General features: G+C 30.8%; 22 protein-coding genes. 16 read left to right on the top strand and 6 right to left on the bottom strand.

The features are described from left to right. The first annotated feature begins 3 nt into the window (after positions 1-3). From ACHZDT_RS09600 to ACHZDT_RS09525, 16 genes are all read left to right on the top strand, one after another. Complete coding sequence (locus ACHZDT_RS09600; protein ID WP_394774407.1) at positions 4-936, top strand: transglutaminase; 933 nt, start codon at positions 4-6, stop codon at positions 934-936. Between the two features lie 183 nt (positions 937-1,119). Beyond that, entirely contained in the window at positions 1,120-1,341 is a 222-nt protein-coding gene (locus ACHZDT_RS09595) for a DUF2798 domain-containing protein (RefSeq protein ID WP_394774406.1), read from the top strand. 37 nt (positions 1,342-1,378) lie between these two features. Beyond that, entirely contained in the window at positions 1,379-1,948 is a 570-nt protein-coding gene (locus tag ACHZDT_RS09590) for a Crp/Fnr family transcriptional regulator (RefSeq protein ID WP_394774405.1), read from the top strand. Between the two features lie 61 nt (positions 1,949-2,009). Then, a complete protein-coding gene (locus ACHZDT_RS09585; RefSeq protein WP_394774404.1) occupies positions 2,010-2,711 on the top strand; it encodes an FAD-binding oxidoreductase in 702 nt (233 codons plus the stop codon). 223 nt (positions 2,712-2,934) lie between these two features. Continuing rightward, on the top strand, positions 2,935-3,303 hold the full coding sequence (locus ACHZDT_RS09580; protein WP_394774403.1) for a hypothetical protein: 369 nt from the start codon (positions 2,935-2,937) through the stop codon (positions 3,301-3,303). 149 nt (positions 3,304-3,452) lie between these two features. Then, positions 3,453-3,776: an ArsR/SmtB family transcription factor gene (locus ACHZDT_RS09575; RefSeq protein ID WP_394774402.1), complete on the top strand. Its 324-nt coding sequence runs from the start codon at positions 3,453-3,455 to the stop codon at positions 3,774-3,776. A gap of 6 nt (positions 3,777-3,782) precedes the next feature. Next, a complete protein-coding gene (locus ACHZDT_RS09570) occupies positions 3,783-4,253 on the top strand; it encodes an SRPBCC domain-containing protein (RefSeq protein WP_394774401.1) in 471 nt (156 codons plus the stop codon). A gap of 4 nt (positions 4,254-4,257) precedes the next feature. Then, entirely contained in the window at positions 4,258-4,641 is a 384-nt protein-coding gene (locus tag ACHZDT_RS09565; protein ID WP_394774400.1) for a DoxX family protein, read from the top strand. A gap of 10 nt (positions 4,642-4,651) precedes the next feature. Beyond that, complete coding sequence (locus ACHZDT_RS09560; protein WP_394774399.1) at positions 4,652-5,209, top strand: DUF4256 domain-containing protein; 558 nt, start codon at positions 4,652-4,654, stop codon at positions 5,207-5,209. Positions 5,210-5,358: 149 nt separating this feature from the next. Then, the gene (locus tag ACHZDT_RS09555) at positions 5,359-5,862 is read left to right on the top strand and encodes an endonuclease V (RefSeq protein WP_394774398.1); all 504 of its coding nucleotides are present in this window, start codon (positions 5,359-5,361) and stop codon (positions 5,860-5,862) included. 95 nt (positions 5,863-5,957) lie between these two features. Then, the gene (locus ACHZDT_RS09550) at positions 5,958-6,365 is read left to right on the top strand and encodes a VOC family protein (protein ID WP_394774397.1); all 408 of its coding nucleotides are present in this window, start codon (positions 5,958-5,960) and stop codon (positions 6,363-6,365) included. A 314-nt stretch (positions 6,366-6,679) separates the two neighbouring features. Continuing rightward, positions 6,680-7,756: a calcium:proton antiporter gene (locus tag ACHZDT_RS09545; protein ID WP_394774396.1), complete on the top strand. Its 1,077-nt coding sequence runs from the start codon at positions 6,680-6,682 to the stop codon at positions 7,754-7,756. Positions 7,757-7,789: 33 nt separating this feature from the next. Then, positions 7,790-8,125, top strand: coding sequence for a hypothetical protein (locus ACHZDT_RS09540; RefSeq protein ID WP_394774395.1), 336 nt, complete (start codon positions 7,790-7,792; stop codon positions 8,123-8,125). Between the two features lie 239 nt (positions 8,126-8,364). After that, complete coding sequence (locus tag ACHZDT_RS09535) at positions 8,365-9,930, top strand: serine hydrolase (protein WP_394774394.1); 1,566 nt, start codon at positions 8,365-8,367, stop codon at positions 9,928-9,930. 152 nt (positions 9,931-10,082) lie between these two features. Next, positions 10,083-10,709, top strand: coding sequence for a helix-turn-helix domain-containing protein (locus ACHZDT_RS09530; RefSeq protein WP_394774393.1), 627 nt, complete (start codon positions 10,083-10,085; stop codon positions 10,707-10,709). After that, complete coding sequence (locus ACHZDT_RS09525) at positions 10,640-11,023, top strand: GyrI-like domain-containing protein (protein WP_394774392.1); 384 nt, start codon at positions 10,640-10,642, stop codon at positions 11,021-11,023. Before ACHZDT_RS09530 ends, ACHZDT_RS09525 begins: the two co-directional genes overlap by 70 nt. A 194-nt stretch (positions 11,024-11,217) precedes the next feature. Here the strand turns inward: ACHZDT_RS09525 and ACHZDT_RS09520 are convergent, their stop codons facing one another. The 6 genes from ACHZDT_RS09520 to ACHZDT_RS09495 form a co-directional block, all read right to left on the bottom strand. After that, positions 11,218-11,625: a helix-turn-helix domain-containing protein gene (locus tag ACHZDT_RS09520; protein ID WP_394774391.1), complete on the bottom strand. Its 408-nt coding sequence runs from the start codon at positions 11,623-11,625 to the stop codon at positions 11,218-11,220. A 158-nt stretch (positions 11,626-11,783) separates the two neighbouring features. Further along, positions 11,784-12,953: a PQQ-binding-like beta-propeller repeat protein gene (locus ACHZDT_RS09515; protein WP_394774390.1), complete on the bottom strand. Its 1,170-nt coding sequence runs from the start codon at positions 12,951-12,953 to the stop codon at positions 11,784-11,786. A gap of 361 nt (positions 12,954-13,314) precedes the next feature. Next, entirely contained in the window at positions 13,315-13,776 is a 462-nt protein-coding gene (locus tag ACHZDT_RS09510) for a MarR family winged helix-turn-helix transcriptional regulator (protein WP_394774389.1), read from the bottom strand. A 142-nt stretch (positions 13,777-13,918) separates the two neighbouring features. After that, complete coding sequence (locus ACHZDT_RS09505; RefSeq protein WP_394774388.1) at positions 13,919-14,278, bottom strand: VOC family protein; 360 nt, start codon at positions 14,276-14,278, stop codon at positions 13,919-13,921. A 310-nt stretch (positions 14,279-14,588) separates the two neighbouring features. Continuing rightward, entirely contained in the window at positions 14,589-15,164 is a 576-nt protein-coding gene (locus ACHZDT_RS09500) for an adenylate kinase family protein (RefSeq protein WP_394774387.1), read from the bottom strand. A 170-nt stretch (positions 15,165-15,334) separates the two neighbouring features. Further along, on the bottom strand, positions 15,335-16,105 hold the full coding sequence (locus ACHZDT_RS09495; protein WP_394774386.1) for an SDR family NAD(P)-dependent oxidoreductase: 771 nt from the start codon (positions 16,103-16,105) through the stop codon (positions 15,335-15,337). Positions 16,106-16,209 lie beyond the last annotated feature (104 nt).

The raw sequence follows: 16,209 nt of genomic DNA, 5'->3' as shown, positions 1-16,209 counted from the left end.
CTTATGATAAATTTTCCTAAAATTGACTTTCCGCAATTAAAATCCAGATTACAGGCGAAATCACCCTGGGACAGGATTATTATTATGCTGTTGAGTCTTTTAATTACGATACCTATATTTATCATACTGCATCAAAACCTGATTGATTTAGAATGGTCTTTCAATTTAGACCGTATTTTTATCTTTATATTCGTTTTTGCTGCTATTTTCTTCCTGTTAATGTATTTAAGAACCATAATAATTCTGTGTATTGCAGTTTATTTATTGGTTCTGGTTTACGGAAGTGTTATTGGCAATTATGGTTTCAGTGAAATCTCAGAAGATTATAATTCAATGATTTATACAATGTCAGATAATCCTTTTCCGCAGGATATTATTGTGGCAAAATTGCTTCCGTTTCCTAATAAATCAAAAATTATAAATGCAATAGAATATCAGAATCCAAAGGTTCGGAATTTTGCCATTATGGCAACAGCAAAGCATTTTAAAGGGATCAAAGGATATTCAGATTACAGAACTATTATTCAGTGTTTTGCTGTTTTTAAGGAAATCAATAGCCGCTGGAATTATGTAAACGATCCTAAAGAAGGCGATTATATTGCCACGGCAAGCGAATCCTTAGAATATTTTTCAGGAGATTGTGACGATCACTCTATTTTAATGGCTGCTGCAATACGTTCTATTGGCGGAACCCCACGTTTAATTCATACAAAAGGTCACATTTATCCCGAAATTTTAATTGGTTCTTTAATCGATTTAGAAAAAGTCAATTATTTAATCAAGAATGTACTTTTTGTAAAAGAAAGTTATAAAAAGAAAATCCATTATCACATCGATGAACGGGGTCAGGTCTGGATGAATCTTGATTACACTGCTAAATATCCCGGCGGACCATTTATGTACGAGGAAATTTTGGGAGCTTTAACTCTTAATTAATTTTTTAAAGGTTCTAAGTTTCTGATTTTCTGAGGTTCTAAGATTTTTATATAGAGTCGCATTTGAATTATTTTTAGAATATTAGTTTTCTTAAATGAAAATAATTCCTTTTTGACCTAAGTCAATTTTGAATTTATAGTGATATAACATCTTTGCATCATTATAAATTCAAAATTTTTTAAAATGAAAAAGAAATATTTCAAGTACATCAACACCTTATTTGTTGTAATCCCAATGACGCTTATTATGGCATTTGTAGGCTTAATTCGTAACTATGGATTTGGAGAAGACTGGTTCTTTAAGTTTCTCAAAGCATGGAGCATAATGCTTCCGGTTGCTTATATTGCCGCTTTTTTAATAATTCCGAATGCAAGAAAACTTTCTGAAAAATTGGCAACCAAATAAATGCTTTAAAAGTACTTAAAAGAATAATTAACGATCAATGCACGAACAAATCGAAAAGTACATTCGCAAAGAGATACACGTTTCAGATGATGAAGTAGATATCATATTATCTTTTTTTAAACCATTGACACCAAAAAGAAATGAGATTTTAGTAACTCATGGACAAACCAGCCAGCGAACGTATTTCGTTGGCACAGGTTGTTTACGTATTTTTTTTATTAATGAAGATGGAGCAGATTCGACTCGATATTTGGCTTTTGAAGATAATTTCGCAACAGCTTTAGTCAGTTTTATCACCGAAGAACCATCTTTTGAATTTATTCAGGCTCTTGAAGAAACTGAATTACTTTACATCACAAGAAAAGATTTTTATCATTTGACAGAAATAATTCCGGCTTGGGAAAAGTTTTATCGCCATTATCTTGAAATGGCTTATGTTACCAATACAAAACGCCTGATGTCGTTTGTAACAATGGATGCCAGAGAACGTTATAAATTGTTGCTAAGCCAAAATCCAAATTTTGTTCAGCGATTACCAAACAAAATGGTGGCTTCGTATTTAAATATTTCTCAGGAAACTTTAAGCAGGTTAAAATCAAGAATCTGATTTTGATATAAGTCAATAATAACACTATTTTGTTACTGATATTTGCATTAAAATTAAAATTATGCAAACAGATATTGAAATAAAAAAGGGACAACTAATTGAAATAAAACAAATTAACAAACATGTATTTCATCTTAAAATACAAAGTGATGATTTTACCGAAATGGAATATGTTCCAGGATTCACCTTAAATATCTATCTTGGTAATTGCGAAAATACCACTGATTTAGAAAGTCGGAAATATTCTATTTGGAATTATGAACCCATTCATCAAATTATTGATGTTGCTATTTGTACTTTTTCAAAAGGAAAAGGTGCAAATTGGGTAAAGACACTTAAAAGCGGTAATACGCTATACTTTAATCCACCACGAGGAAAGCTTATTATCGATAATTCTGCGGATTATTATTATCTTATCGGTGACATCACATCACTTTCTCATCTTTATGAAATTAATCGGAATCTTTCTATAGATAAAAAAGTGTTTAGTTTTATTTATGCACACAATCAGAGAGATATATTTCCGGATATCGACGGTAGTTTTCCTTTTGATTATTATGTAATTTCTCCATTAATTCCAGAAGTTGTAAAACAGAAAATAAATGCTCTGGAACCTCATTTTGATGGCGAAGGAATTGCTTATATATTAGGTGAACCCAAAACGGTGATTGCTTTACATGAACATTTTAAAAATAAAAAAGAATGGGATATTAAAAAATTACGATCAAAACCTTTTTGGAAAGAAATTAAAAGTTGTTTTTAAGATTCAAAAGTTCTGAGTTTTTGCGCAAAGTTCTCGTAGAGGCGCACAGCAGTGCGTCTTTTTGCGTGATGTTTTATATAATTTTCTTATATATTCTAACAATCTAAGTGTAATTTTAAATTGTAAGTTTATTTTTCTGATTTTTGTATAAATATTTGATTTTTAGATTTTTAATTAAAATAAATTTTGTAATTTTCTCTTGTCTAACTTTAATCACAAAATCATGAGAAAATCTAAATTATTTATCTTCGCAATTGCATTATTAGCAGTATTAATGGTTTCATGTCATAAAGGTCGCAATAAGCTGGTGAATTCCTGGAAAATTACTGCTGTAGAACCTAAAATGCCTATTTCTGATTCTTTAAAAAATGCAATTATATCTCAGGGTCAGCTTACATTTACAGAAGACGGACATGTAACCGGCTATTTACAGAGGGAAATTACAGATGGGACATTTGCGTTAACACAAGGTGGAAAAAATTTAGTAATAAAAGATGAAACAGGAACCCCATATCCTTGTGAAAGTACAATAACAGATGATCAACTGATATTAGACACCAAAGAAATGAAAATTACACTTAAAAAAATATAGAATAACCTTTAATCAAATAATGAAACCACGCTAATGTGAAAATTAGCGTGGTTTTTTATTTTATAAATAACTGATTTTTAGCAAATAAATTAATAAATATTTTGTGCAGTCACATAACTGCATTATATTTGCAGTCAAATAACTGCACAATGGAAATTCGTAGAGATGTATTTCAGGCCATCGCCGACCCAACTCGCAGGGCGATATTAAGTTTAACAGCCATTCAGGCAATGACGCCCGGTATTATTGCCGAAAATTTTGATTCGTCCCGACAGACGATTTCAAAACACATTCAGATTCTTACCGAATGTGAATTATTAAGTCAGCAGCAAAACGGAAGGGAAATTTATTATCTCACAAATGCTAAAAAAATGAAAGAAGTAGCTGATTTTATTGAACCTTTCCGCCAGATGTGGGACGATCGCTTTAATAAATTAGAAGCAATAATGAAAAAATATAAACCTAATAAATAGATTATTATGGAACTAAAAACAAAAATTAGTGCCAAAGATGGACAACAGGATCTTGTAATTACAAGAGAATTTGATCTTCCGGTAGAATTACTTTTTAAAGCATATGCTGAACCTGAAATAGTTGCGCAATGGATGGGAACAAAAGTTATTAAACTTGAAAATAAAAAACATGGCGGTTATCAATTTGAAACCTCAGATCCTAAAGGGAATGTTGTATTTAAAGCCAATGGTGTAATCCATGAATATAACGAGAATCAACGAATCACGCGCACATTTGAAATGGAAAATTCACCATTTGCAGTTCAGCTTGAATTTCTGGACTTTGAGTCGGTTAATGATGATACAAGCAAACTTACAATGCACATTATTTATAAATCAGCAGATTTGAGAGATCAAATGTTGAAATTGCCATTTGCACAAGGTATAAATATGGCACACAATAGATTACAGGAAATTGTAAACAAACTAAAACAATAATATCATGAAAAAAAGAAATAAAATTATGTACTGGATTGCTACTCTTTGGCTTGCATTAGGAATGACATCAACTGGAGTTGTGCAATTAATCAAAATGAAAGAAGAAGTGGTTATGATGAACCATTTAGGATATCCAATCTACTTTTTGACACTATTGGGAATTTGGAAAATATTAGGTGTCATTGCAATTTTGATTCCTAAATTTCCTTTACTGAAAGAATGGGCTTATGCAGGTTTCTTTTTTGCTATGTCCGGTGCCATTTTTTCTCATTTTGCTTCCGGAGATGAAGCTTTAGCGTTTTTTGGACCAACCTTATTGCTCGTTCTAACGGTTGTTTCCTGGTATTTGAGACTTGTAGAAAGAAAAGTTATTCCGGTTAAACTTTAAAATAAAAAGCATGAAAAATAAATTATCATCTGAGCAAATAGAAGAATTACTGAATGTTTTAGAAACCCATTTCGAAAAAAACACAAATAGACATAAAGATATTGAATGGGCAAAAGTAAAAGCTAAACTCGAAGCAAATCCTGATAAATTATGGTCGCTGGACGAAATGGAAAGAACTGAAGGAGAACCTGATGTTGTAGGTTTTGATAAAAATACAAACGAATATATTTTCTATGATTGTTCTGCCGAAAGCCCTAAAGGTCGAAGAAGTATATGTTACGATCATGAAGTATTAGAAAAAAGAAAAGAAAATAAACCCGCAAACAGCGCAATTAATATGGCTGAGGAAATGGGAATTGAACTTTTGAATGAGGAACAATATAAAGAGCTTCAGCAATTGGGTAAATTTGATGCTAAAACATCAAGCTGGATCAAAACACCGGCCGATATCCGGAAATTAGGCGGTGCCATATTCTCTGATTTTCGTTATAATACAGTATTTGTTTATCACAATGGCGCTGATTCGTATTATGCTGCAAGAGGTTTTCGCGGATCGTTGAGAGTATAATTCATATAAATAAAAAACTAATTCTTAGACCTTCAGCCTTTTGGTTAAAGGTTTTTATATTTAGTTAGAATATAAAATTTGGTAACAAATAAAAATCTAATCTATTATATGGACTTACAAATTTTCTATATTAGCAAAAACAATATTTTATGATTTTAGCCTTTGATACTTATTACTACGACGGAAAAGCAAAAACAATCTGCCTTGAATTTACAGAATGGAATCAAAGCGAAAACTTTAAAATTCACACTGAAATCATTGATAATGTTGAAGAATATATTCCGGGAGAATTTTATAAAAGAGAATTGCCTTGTATTTTGAGCGTATTAAATAATATTGATTTAAAAAACATTGAAGTTATTATTGTTGATGGTTTTGTTTATCTTGATGATGAAAAAAAATATGGTTTGGGTGGTCATTTATATGAAAAACTAAATAATAAGATTCCCATTATTGGCGTTGCAAAAACAAACTTTGCATCGATCGAAAAATACAAACGTGCTTTATTTAGAGGCGAAAGTAAAAAGCCACTTTATATTACTTCTATAGGAATTGAACTCGATGATGCATTCCAGAAAATTGAAAGTATGGCGGGCGAATATAGAATGCCAACTTTGCTAAGGGAAATGGATCGATTGACCAAGGAGAATTAATTGATTACTTTAGTATTTGATCGTTAAATAATTAGTAATCAATATTATTACAAAATTTTAAATTTGTTATACGACAACTAAAATAAACAACTATTATGGAAGATCAAAAAAAACAACCGGACAATTCTACACCAAAAGTAACAGGAATTGGCGGTATTTTCTTTTTTACAGAAAACCCGAAGGAAACCAGAGATTGGTATGCAACGAATTTAGGATTTGACGTAAATGATTGGGGTTCAACTTTTGAATCCAGAAATCTCAATAATCCTGATGAAATCAATTCGCTTCAGTGGAGTCCTTTCAAAAAAGGAGATGAATACTTCTCCCCTTCTAAAAAAGATTTTATGATCAATTATCGCGTTCAAAATATTGAAGGACTTGTTGAGCAACTTCAGAAAAATAAAGTGACGATTCTTGATAATATAGAAACGTATGATTACGGAAAATTTGTTCATATTTTAGACGCTGAAGGCAATAAAATTGAACTTTGGGAACCTATTTAATTGAATAAATATGGAAAGTAAGATTATGATTTTTTGATTAAAAAGAAGATCTAAAATGATTTCCCTTAAAATAATATAAAGTAAGCTTCATTATTTCTAATGAAGCTTTTTTTATGTCTTAGTATTCTGTTTCATAGTGTTTTATTTTAAATTTAATTATTTCTAAACATGCTTTTTTTGGCTTCAAAATGCCCGAAATGTAGTCTTTTAACTATTCGAACTAAAATAAAAGCCTTATATTGGGGAAAATAAAAATGCTGATTTCGTTAACAACGATTGGCAATACTTAATTATAAGCATTAAAATAGTATAAAATGAAACAATTACTTCAGTGGACCATTATAATTCCAGCCTTATCCTGGATTCTCTTTTTTAGCGGACTTGTTGACAATAGCAGCATCTTTCAAATTATTGCAAGTATATTGCTTATTCTCAGCGTTATGTCAGCGGTTCATCATTCTGAAATAATTGCAGAAAGAGTTGGTGAACCCTACGGAACCATAATTTTGGCGATCTCCATAACTGTTATCGAAGTATCAATTATTGTCTCCCTGATGTTGTCTGAAGGTTCTGCGGCGGCGTCATTAGCGAGAGATACCGTTTATGCGGCAACAATGTTAATTCTTAACGGTATTATAGGATTATGTCTTTTAATTGGAGGTTTAAAACATTATGAGCAAAATTTTTCTGCTTCATCAGTAACTATTGCTTTAGTTTCACTGGTTTCGATTATCGTGTTTACATTAGTCTTCCCTACTTTTACTGAAAGTGTTGCGGGATCTTATTATTCAGTACCACAATTGGTTTTTGCCTCAATTGCCTGTATTGTAATTTATTCCTCGTTTTTATTCGCGCAAACCAGCAGATACAGGCAATATTTTTTGACTGTTGGCGACGATGAAAACGAAGAAGTAGTTGAACCATTAGCAATTGATAATAAAACCTTTTATACAAGTTTGGTTTTCCTGATTGTAAGCTTAGGAATTGTTGTATTGTTGGCAAAAACGCTTTCTCCCACAATCGAAAGTATTATTGTTGGGTATAATTTGCCGAAGACATTAGTTGGGGTTGTAATTGCGATCATAATTTTATTGCCTGAAGCGATTGCCGCGATTATTGCAGCCAGAAAAAACCGACTTCAAACGAGTATTAATTTGGCTTTAGGTTCTGCTTTAGCAAGTATTGGATTAACGATTCCTAGTGTTGCAGCGGTTTGTATCATGATGGATATGCCTATTATTCTGGGACTTGACATTAAATCAATAGTTCTTTTGGCATTATCAGTATTTACGGTAATGTTGTCATTAAGCAAAGGAAAATCGAATATTGTTTACGGAGTTGTATTGCTCGTCAATTTATTTGCTTTTATATTCCTGATGATATATCCTTGATGGTGAAATTTTTAAATTAATCATAACGAAATAATGAAATTTAGACAATTGGATTTTCAAAAATTTGATGATAAAGGAAATTATGCTTTGAACGAAGAATATATTTTCTCTTGTTGGCTTTCGGATGGCTGGACAGATCGTTTACTATCGTTCAATATTTTTATTGATATTTATTATGAATGCCATGGTGAAATTTGTTTTTATAACAGGCAAAAAAATGAAAATCCAAAAATTGAACGTGAACTTAGATTTGAAACTCCTGTAGAAATTAAAATTTTAATAGATCGTCTTATTAGTCAAGATGAATTACAATTAAAAAGTCATTATTCTGATTTTTTTCTGGAAGATTCTAATAATTGCACTTTGTGATAAATCATAACGGAATTTCTCATAATGTTGGAATAGGAATAATGCTCAAATCACTTGAAAATCCCAATGAATCAGAAAAAATAATCTTCTTTCTGTAAAATGAATTTAAAAAATTAAGAGAAGAAATTTGCAACAAAATGTTGCTCGAATAAAATTGATTTTCAATTACAATCTCTTTTAATTTAAGAATTTATAACTATTATCTGCTAATTAAAAACCAAAACCAAAATAAAATCAATATGAAAAAAGCAACAATTCGTTTTACTTCCCTCCTCTTTATTTGTTTTTCATCTTCGATGACATTTGCGCAATTAACATCTTCAAAAATTGATTCCCTGATGCAGGATGCATTGAATAAATTTAATGTTGCAGGTGCTTCAATTGCCGTTGTGAAGGACGGAAAAGTAATTCATTCAAAAGGATACGGCTTTACTAATATTGAAACAAAAAAGCTTGTAAACGAAGAAACTAATTTTCAAATAGCTTCAAATAGTAAAGCTTTTACAACAACGGCACTTTCTATTTTAGAAGATGAAGGAAAAATAAAGTGGACGGATAAAGTGAAAGATATTCTTCCTCAATTTAAAATGTATAATGATTATGTGACTGAGAATTTTAATATTCAGGATTTATTAACGCATCGCAGCGGACTTGGATTAGGCGTTGGAGATTTGATGTTTTTTCCTGATGGTGCAAATTTTACTATTACAGATGTTTTAACGAGTTTTCAGCATTTTAAACCAGTTTCTGCTTTTCGAACTCAATTTGATTATGATAATTTACTTTATATAGTTGCAGGAGAAGTAATTGCAAAAGTAAGCGGAATGAGTTATGAAGCATTTGTACAAAAACGAATTATTGAACCTTTACAAATGAATAATACTTATGCGGGAATAAGTTTAATGAAGGACAAAAGCACTCTGGCAACGCCACATTCATCTGAATCAGGAACTATAAAAACAATTCCTACTCTTGAATTGCAAGTAAATGGTGCTGCCGGCGGACTAATATCAAACTCTGCCGATATGGCAAAATGGATGATTGTAAGATTGAATAAAGGGAAATATGGAACTGATTTAAAGGAAACCCTGTTTTCTGAGAAAAACTATAATGAAATGTGGCGCATACATACTGTTTTAAATGTCCGTCCGGATCTGCGATATAATCCTCATTTTAGTGGTTATGGTTTAGGTTGGGGAGTTTCTGATGAAAAAGGATATTTAAAAGTTTCACATACCGGCGGTTTGCCCGGAATGCTCTCGATTGTAGTAATGTATCCGGATTTAAACCTGGGTATTGTAATTTTAACGAATACTGAAAACGGCGGTGCAGGACTTTTCTCGGCGGTTGCAAATACTATTTCAGACAGTTATTTAGGTTTAGACGATTTTAGCTGGACAAATAAAATAGCCGAATCAATGAAACAAGGTAGAAATACCGGCGATGATGTGACCAAAAAGGTTTGGGAAAAAGTAAAATCGTCTAAAAGTGTAAAGGTTAAAAATGAAGACTTTATAGGTGTTTATTTAGACAATTGGTTTGGTAAAATCGAAGTGTTTGAAAAAGACAAACAATTATGGTTCAAATCCTATCGTTCGCCTAAATTAAATGGTCCAATGGCTTTTTATAATGCTAATACTTTTGCCATTAAATGGGAATATCAGGCAATGAATTGTGATGCATTTGCTATGTTTTCGCTTGACGAAAATGGTAAAGCGCAATCTATTAAAATGAAAGGAATATCGCCAAATATTGATTTTAGTTTTGACTTTCAGGATTTAAATTTGCAACGGGTTGAGAAATAAGTTTTAGCTCAAATAAAGAGCATTTAATAAATAAGTAACTAATACTTCATTAGAAATAATGGAGTATTTTTATGTTTTTTCTTTTTAATATTAGTCGTTTGTGCTAAAATAATATCAATTATCTTCGCATAAAATACATGAAATCCTAAAGCATGACAAAGGAAGAATCTATAAAGGAATATTACTTTAGAATCAATAAAAGCATTGATTATATTAAAGAAAATCTTCATGAAGAATTATCCTTAGAGAAATTAGCGTCGTTATCTAATTTTTCGAAATTTCACTTTCATAGAATTTTCAAATCCGTTACGGGAACAACGTTAAATGAATTTATTAAGAATGCAAGGATAGAAAGATCGCTTTTTTTCCTAATACATAATTCTTCAAAAACTATAAATGAAATTGCTATTGATTGTGGTTTTTTAAGTATTTCTTCGTTTTCAAGAAGTTTTCGTGAAATTCAAAATGTATCTCCCAGCGAATGGCGTAAGGCAAATAAAAATAGCAATATTGGTATAACGGATAGCAATATTGGACAAATAGAAATCAGAATCGAAAATTATCTTGCACTCAAATTAAATAATTTAAATTTTAATAAAATGAGTGAAACTAACAAAGTCGATTTTACAATTGAAAACCTTGAGGAATTTAATGTAGTTTATATCCGAAATCTCAATATTGAAAGTCATGACAGCGAAACATTGGTAAAATGTTTGAACAGCTTTTTAGTTGGGCAATTCCCAGGAATCTTGTCAATTTTCCTGAAACCAAAGCTTTAACCGTTTATCGAAGTAATGCAAATTTATCAGGAATGGTTCAGGCAGATGTTTGTTTATCTGTTTCTGAAAATATAATTGGCGAAGGCGTAATTGGCAATACAAAAATAAGCGGCGGATTGTATGCCATTTTTCATAAAGAAGCGCCTATGTCTGAATGTTTTAAAACCTGGAATTATATTTATGAAGTTTGGTTTGAAGAAAATGGTTATCAGCCGGATAATCGAAATTTCTTTTTAAGTCATTTAAATGATCCAGAAACGCATCCTGAAAACTTACATATTATTGATATTTACATTCCTATAAAATTACTTTAAAAGTTTTAAAGACGTTTGTATAAAGAGAAATTAACTAAATTCAACTTCAATGAAATTATCATTCTTAATCTTATTTTCGTTCACTGAAAAAGGCTTATCTTTTAATTTTAAAATAAGATATTCATAAATAAAAAGAATTAAATCATAAAAAACTCCATTGGAAATAATGGAGTTTTTTTTATGATTTCAAAAGATTATTTTTCTTTTAATAACTTTTCTAAATATTCATTTTTTTCTTTTTCTGTCTGAACTAAACGCTCATAAAGTTTTTTGTTTTCATCGTAAGCTTCAACTAATTTATCTAATGGATTGAATGTACAATATGGTCCAGCATAAATTGGTCCTTTATTATCAGTAAAACTATTAAAATAATTAATTACGCCTTCTTCTGAAAAATTCTTTATTGCTTCTACACTAACTCCCAAAGCATTTGCTACTTCAATAAGTTTTTCATCCTCCATCGTTTCGCTGTTTTCCATAGCGGAAACAGCTTGTTGATTTGTTCCCAAAGCCTGTGCTAAAGCTTCTTGCTTCATGTCTTTTAATTCACGAATACGGCTAATTTTTCGCCCTATATGATATGGTTTTGTTGCTGTGCTCATAATTCAAAGATATTTAAAATTTCTTACACTTTTCTATTTCCGTAAAAAACAGAAATATTCAGTATTTTACTTACAATAATGCCTTTTAAGTTAAGACTACAATAAAAGTAAAATTGTCTAAAAAAAGCCGTTTCATTATTGAAAAGGATTAGGTTTTGTTATCTAATCATTTTTACAAATGCACTATAAACGTCGTCTTTAATAGAAGTTCGAAGATAAACTTCGTTTTCGTCTTTTGATTTAAATTCAAATTGAATTAAAGCAGCATCAGAATAATAAAATAAGGATTCATCGTCATTCGAAAATTCAATATTTGAGATTGGCTTCGTTGTTAATTTTACCTCGAAAGCTATTTCGCCATTTGTTACGTCTATCTGAAAAAGTTTTGCTTTACGAGTATATCCCCAAATATTATCACTTTCCTCAAGGATATATTGAACATTATCATCTTTAAAATCCCTTTTCCATAACTGAGTTCCTGTTTTAGAATCTACAGCGTATATTGAAGAAACTTCTTCACCTTGTCCTGCAAAATATAATTTTTTGTCTTTGCAAACGATATTTTGCTTGATAGAATGTTGATTTTCCTCTAGTTTAAATTCCCATAAAATATCTGGTTTATTAGGACTTAAAGCAAAAAGCACATTTTTGTCATTTGATACAAATACATTTTCACCATCAGTTACAGGTTTTCCGGTAATAGATTCTTCAAAGGTTTTTTGGTAAATAAGTTTTCCTGTATTTGCGTCAAGACTATAGAAACTGGATGCGCTTTGCGTGAAAATTTTGTTGTCAAAAAACAAAACCGGATTATCATTATTTGAGGATTCCAGCTGATATTTCCATGCTAAACTACCATCTTTTATATTAAGAGCATAAATATTGTTAACAGGACTTTGAGTAGTTATATACAATTTCCCGTTATTTATTACCGGAATTTGATTTTTTAATACTATTTGATCTGTAACATTCCCTAATCTTGATTTCCAAAAAATTTCCCCTGTTTGGTTATCCACTGCAAAAATTTCCCCGTTAATAAACGGAATATATATAACTCCATCTTGCAGCGTTATTTGATTTGCACACATTTCAGTATAAGCATCTGTTGCTTTTACAGTCCAATTAATATGTTCAGCTTCTAAATCAAATGATATAAGCGAACCATCATAATCATACATCAGGATCGATGCTACATCTAAAGGAACTTTTTTAAGTGGATTCAGGACTTTATGAACAACCAAATCATTTGGTTTTGAATCGATTGCAGTTTGCCCAAAGATATTTATAACAGTAAATACAAATAAAAGAGTTATTATATTTTTTTTCATTTTTTAAATTTGGGTTTGATATTTTATTTCTAAATAATATGAAATTACTCTTTTAAAGTAACTATTTATAGTAAAAATATTTTTTATATATTATCTAATAAGTTGATTTTAAATGTTTTAAATTCAATAAATAAACTAATATGTACGTCAAATATAGTAAAAATTTATTATAGAGTTTGTGAAGTTATATTGTTCATTAAATTGTAAATTCTGTCATTTATATATGGGATTGTACAAACGAAAAGAAAGTAAAAACTCCATTAAAAATGGAGTTTTTACTTTCTTAAAGATTACTTTTCTTTTTAAATAGTTTTCAAATAAAACATTTAAAATTGCAGAATATCTTCGTAATAAAGTTCTTTTATTTAGCCTTATTTATATCAATTAGTTTTGCCATATTAGAATTGAACGACGAAAGATTTTCGTCTAAAGTAGAAAAGAAATCAAGGTCGGCATTTTCAACTTCCATGATTGCTTTTTGCAAAACGGCTTCTCCTGTATGCGTTAGCCGAATAGTTTTTGCCCTTGTATCAGTTTCATGTTCTTGTCGGGTTATGAAACCTTTATCTTCCAGCGTTCGCAATACTTTTGATACCATCATTCTGTCGGCATTACTTTGGTTGGCAATATCAACTTGCGTTACCGAATTGCTTTTTTTTGAAAGCCAGCCTAAAGCTGCTAACAATACAAATTGCGTCTGTGTTAAATCTAACGGATCTAAAACCTTTTTAAGTCTGCGTTGCCAGAGCATTGTAAGTTGTCCAAGTAAATAACCCGGACTATCTTTTGGACTTTTAAAATGAAAATTAATTTCTTTAGGCATAATGATGTTGAAGCATTTTTGTCAATATTAAATCAAAATTGGGTTTATTAATTTCAAAGATAGCCATAGGAATCTTTAGTGTTTGAATAACGAAATTGTTTTTCTCTAGGAATCTGTTTCTAAATTAGTAAATAATTTACTTTTATTTTGATTCTAAAAATGTAAGTTTATAACCGTCAAGGTCTTTCACATGAAATGCTCTTCCAAAAGGTGTTTCAATAATTGGTCCAGCTGTGGTTATTCCATTTGATATGAATTTCTCTTTCAATTCATCTACATTTTCGTCAACGGCAAACCAAAGAGCCACGCCAGTACCTAATTCTTTACCTTCAAGTGGTTCAAGAGGTGTTCGAATAGCAAAACTTGCTTGTCCTTTATTATATTTAAAAATACAGGCTTGCGGATTTTCGTTCCCAATCTCAAATCCTAATTGTTTTTCATAGAAATCTTTTGATGCTTCCAGATTTTTTACTTGTAGTGATGCAAATGTTAATTCTCTCATTTTTATAAATTTTAAATTGTTGTCGTAAATATAGTATACATGACAACAATATACAAATAAATTTAAGTTTTTCTTTTTGGCGGTAAAATTAGGATTGAGTATTTAGAGAAAGCTTATACTTTTAAATCTTATTCATTTTAATATTATACGAAAGTGTTGAGAAAAAAAGGCATAAAAAAAACTCCTTAATTTCTTAAGAAGTTTTAAAATCTGTGGTTCTCATAATAGAGAATTTCTTGGCAAGTTTTGAAGTTTAATATTTAGTATTTAATGTAAAAATACTTAAGTTGCTGATTTACTGCTATTTGTTTCAATTAGAACTGTATAAACTATCTTTAATTCTTTTTGCAATATCATCAATTGTTCCTAATCCGTCAAAAGTCAAAACTTTAATTTTAGTCTTCATGTATTCAATTGCCGGTCTGGTTGAGTTTTCAAAGACTTCAATCCTTTTAAGATGGATTTTAGCATCTTTATCATCTTTTCGATTAGAAGTTTCGGCTCTTTTTTTCGCTCTTTTTAAAAGTTCTGTCTTTGGAACATCAATATTAATGACCTTTCCTATTTCCATTTTTTTTGATTCAATAAGTTCCATCAAATCATTTACTTGTGTTTTAGTTCTTGGATATCCATCTAAAATTATTCCATTACTTGATCTATTTTCATCCAAAATTTTACTGAAAAGGTCTTTCATTATTGAGTCGGGCACTAAATCTCCTTTTTCTTCATATTCAGACATTATTTTTCCAATTTCCGTTTCATTCTTTTTTTCTAAACGACATTTGTCTCCAGTTGAAATATGCTGAAATTTAAGTTCTTCTTTTAAAACATCGCATTGCGTACCTTTTCCTGAATATGGAGGACCAGTTATTATTAATATTTCCATTTGTTAATAAAGTTTTTAATTTTTTTTAGCCTTGAAAAAGTATAAATGCTTAAGCGAACTTATATAAGGCTTCACAAATTTACAAGAAAAACAGATTGTTTTTCGAACAAAAAAACTCCAAAATCATATGACTTTGGAGTTTTAAAATTTGTGTGGCTTTTAATCCTAAGTTATTTAGTTGGCGACAAATAGGTTAAACCGCCATCAACAAGGAGTTCAGCACCAAGCATAAACGATGAATCATCAGAAGCCAGAAATACTGCTGTTTTACCAATGTCAGATGGCTGCCCAATTCTGCCAATCGGCATTATACCCGCCCAGTAATTTTTTACAGCTTCAAGTTGTTCAGCAGGAACAAACTTGCTAAATACAGGTGTATCTGTTGTACCTGGCGTAATTACATTTACTCTGATCCTTCTGTCTAAAAGATCGTTTGAAAATCCTTTTGCAAAATGAATAACAGCCGCCTTCGTAGCTCCATAAAGTGAAAATGATGTATAGGCGCGATGCGCTGCATTTGATCCGATAAGAACAATCGAGCCACCATCATTCATATAAGGCAGCCCTTTGTGAACAGTAAAGTAAACACTTTTCAGGTTTAAATCTATAGTCTTATCAAAGTCGGCTTCGCCAATATCTGCCACAGTTCCAAATGACGCTCCTGTGACTGCACCACCTGCATTGGCTACAATCACGTCTATTTTGCCAAATTTTTCAGATGTTTCTCTAAACACTCTTTCCAGGTCAGCAAGGTTCGTTACATCGGCATTTATGGCTATAAAATTACCTCCAAGTTGCGCCACAGCACTATCTAATGTTTCCTGATTTCGACCCACAATAGCTCCTACCGCGCCTTCGTTTTTAAATGCTTCAGCAATACCAAATCCAATACCGCTATTACCGCCTGTAATCACGGCTACTTTGCTTTTTAATTTACTCATTATTACTTTTTTTTAATGATTGAGCGACAAAGTTAGATCACCCAAGTTACTTTTAGTAACTTTGTACCTAAAAATAACAGTAACACAGAGATAACTAAGTAACT

Origin of the sequence: Flavobacterium sp., from assembly GCF_043722275.1 — a bacterium.
In the GTDB taxonomy this organism is placed as follows: Bacteria; Bacteroidota; Bacteroidia; order Flavobacteriales; family Flavobacteriaceae; genus Flavobacterium.
This window is presented reverse-complemented; position numbering and strand designations above follow the sequence as displayed.